The sequence below is a fragment of the Sphingomonas sp. genome (assembly GCF_036387595.1).
GTDB lineage: Bacteria > Pseudomonadota > Alphaproteobacteria > Sphingomonadales > Sphingomonadaceae > Sphingomonas.
In genome coordinates, this window is the sequence record NZ_DASVTL010000071.1 from 1 (window position 1) to 2,298 (window position 2,298).

At 67.1% G+C, this 2,298-nt stretch carries 2 protein-coding genes and 1 pseudogene; 1 reads left to right on the forward strand and 2 read right to left on the reverse strand.

Going from position 1 to position 2,298, the window contains the following annotated elements:
• Positions 1 to 137 (reverse strand): annotated as a pseudogene (locus VF643_RS05920) (30S ribosomal protein S12 methylthiotransferase RimO); the annotation flags it as partial.
• Between the two features lie 91 nt (positions 138 to 228).
• Between VF643_RS05920 and VF643_RS05925 the strand changes: the two are divergent.
• Positions 229 to 1,314 carry an anhydro-N-acetylmuramic acid kinase gene (locus VF643_RS05925; protein ID WP_331042454.1) on the forward strand — a complete coding sequence of 362 codons (1,086 nt, stop codon included), beginning with the start codon at positions 229 to 231 and terminating at the stop codon, positions 1,312 to 1,314.
• Positions 1,315 to 1,382: 68 nt separating this feature from the next.
• Here the strand turns inward: VF643_RS05925 and VF643_RS05930 are convergent.
• Positions 1,383 to 2,298 (reverse strand): vWA domain-containing protein (locus tag VF643_RS05930; RefSeq protein ID WP_331042455.1); only part of this gene is annotated, 916 nt, incomplete at its 5' end.

Here is a 2,298-nt window from a genome sequence, read left to right on the forward strand (position 1 = left end):
GCGCCCGCGTAATCGGGCGACATGCGATAGCCGTCGCTGCGCAGCTGCGTCAGAATCCGTTCGCTGTCGACAAGGTTCTTCGGACAGCCGAGCGAGACCATGCCGATCTTCGGCGGGGTGGGGAGTATCGTTGCCATGGGAACGCGGTCACATAGGCGAGCGGGCGTGGTTTTTCCAGCGCTTGCATAATCGGCGTCGGGTGGCGAAGGCGGATCGGGGAGACGCGCGATGCTTGCGATCGGATTGATGTCGGGAACGTCGCTGGATGGCGTCGATGCGGCGCTGGTCGAAACCGATGGCGAAGGCGTGGTCCGGCCGATCGCGTTTCGGGGCGAGCCCTATACGGATGGGGCGCGGGCGCAGCTCGGCGCGGCGACCGCGCTGGCACTGACGTTCGACCGGCCTTGCGACGATCCCGTCATCAGCGCCGCGGCGGATCTCAGCATGCGGATCCATGCACAGGCGGTGCAAGGGCTGCTGCACGACGCCGGGATCGACGCGGCCGATGTCGCGGTGGTCGGTTATCATGGCCAGACGATCGCGCATCGTCCGGACCGGGGCTGGACGTGGCAGATCGGCGACGGCGCGGCGTTGGCGGCGCGGGTCGGGATCACCGTGGTGTCCGACTTCCGGTCGGCCGATGTCGCGGCGGGCGGGCAGGGGGCGCCGTTGCTGCCGGTCTATCATGCGGCGCTGGTGCGGGATCTTGCCGGGCCGGTCGCGGTGCTCAACCTGGGTGGGGTCGCCAACATCACCTATGTCGGCGGGGACGGCACCCTCATCGCGTTCGATACCGGGCCCGCGAACGGACTGATCGACAGCTGGGTCGAGGCGGAGACCGGAGCGCGGTTCGATGCCGGGGGTGCGCTGGCGGGCGGCGGGCGGGTCGACGGGACGGTGCTCGATGCCATGCTCGACAATCCCTGGTTCGATCTGGCGCCGCCCAAGTCGCTCGACCGCAGCGATTTCACGATCCAGCCGGCGCAGGGGCTGTCAGCGGCGGACGGGGCGGCGACGCTGACCGCCTTCACCGCGGCGACGGTGGCGCTGGCGCTCGATCACGTGCCGGCGCGGCCGGTGCGGCTGCTGGTCGCGGGGGGCGGGCGGCACAATGCGACGATGCTGGCGATGATCGCGGCGCGGACCGGGCTGACGGCCCAGCCGACCGATGTCTTGGGGTGGAACGGCGATGCGATCGAGGCGGAGGGCTTCGCCTATATGGCCGTGCGACGGTTGAAGGGGCTGCCGATCAGCTTCCCGGGGACGACCGGCGTGCCCGAGCCGATGACGGGTGGGGTGGTGTCGCGGCTGTAGAAAGGCTGGGGAGCATACCACCCCGGCCTTCGCCGGGGTGGCATCAGCATTGTGGTGATGGCGGTTTGTTATCGCTTGCGGGTCAGTTCGCGCATCGCGTCGTCGAGACCGGCGAGGGTCAGCGGGTACATGCGGTCGTTCATCAGATCGCGCAGGATCTTCACCGACTGCGAATAGCCCCATTGCTGCTCGGCGACCGGATTGAGCCACACCGCCGCGGGATAGGTGGAGGTCAGGCGGTGCATCCAGGTTGCGCCCGGTTCTTCGTTGAAATGCTCGACCGAGCCGCCGGGATGGGTGATCTCGTACGGGCTCATCGACGCGTCGCCGACGAAGACGAGCTTGTAATCGTGGCCGAACTTGTGGAGGACGTCCCACATCGGCGTGCGTTCGGCGAAGCGGCGCGTATTGTCTTTCCACGCGCCCTCGTACGGGCAATTGTGGAAGTAGAAGAATTCGAGGTTCTTGAACTCGGACGTCGCGGCGGAGAATAGTTCTTCGCAGAGCTTGACCCAAGGGTCCATCGAGCCGCCGACATCGAGGAACAGCAGCAGCTTGACCGCATTCCTGCGTTCAGGACGCATGCGCACGTCGAGCCAGCCCTGGCGCGCGGTGCCGTCGATCGTACCGTCAATGTCGAGTTCGTCGGCGGCGCCTTCGCGGGCGAAGCGGCGCAGGCGACGCAGCGCGACCTTGATGTTGCGGGTGCCGAGTTCGCGGGTGTTGTCGAGGTTCCTGAACTCGCGCTGGTCCCAGACCTTCAGCGCGCGGCCGTGCCTGCTCTCGCCGCCGATGCGGACGCCTTCGGGATTATAGCCTGAATTGCCATAGGGGCTGGTGCCCCCGGTGCCGACCCATTTGTTGCCGCCCTGGTGGCGTTTTTCCTGCTCTTCCAATCGCTTTTTGAGCGTCTCCATGATCTCGTCCCAGGAGCCGAGCGACTTGATCGCGGCCATTTCCTCGGGCGTGAGATACTTCTCCGCG

Coding starts and splice junctions, on each gene's coding strand:
- VF643_RS05925 (WP_331042454.1), top strand. CDS start 229: ATGCTTGCGATCGGATTGATGTCGGGAACGTCGCTGGATGGCGTCGAT.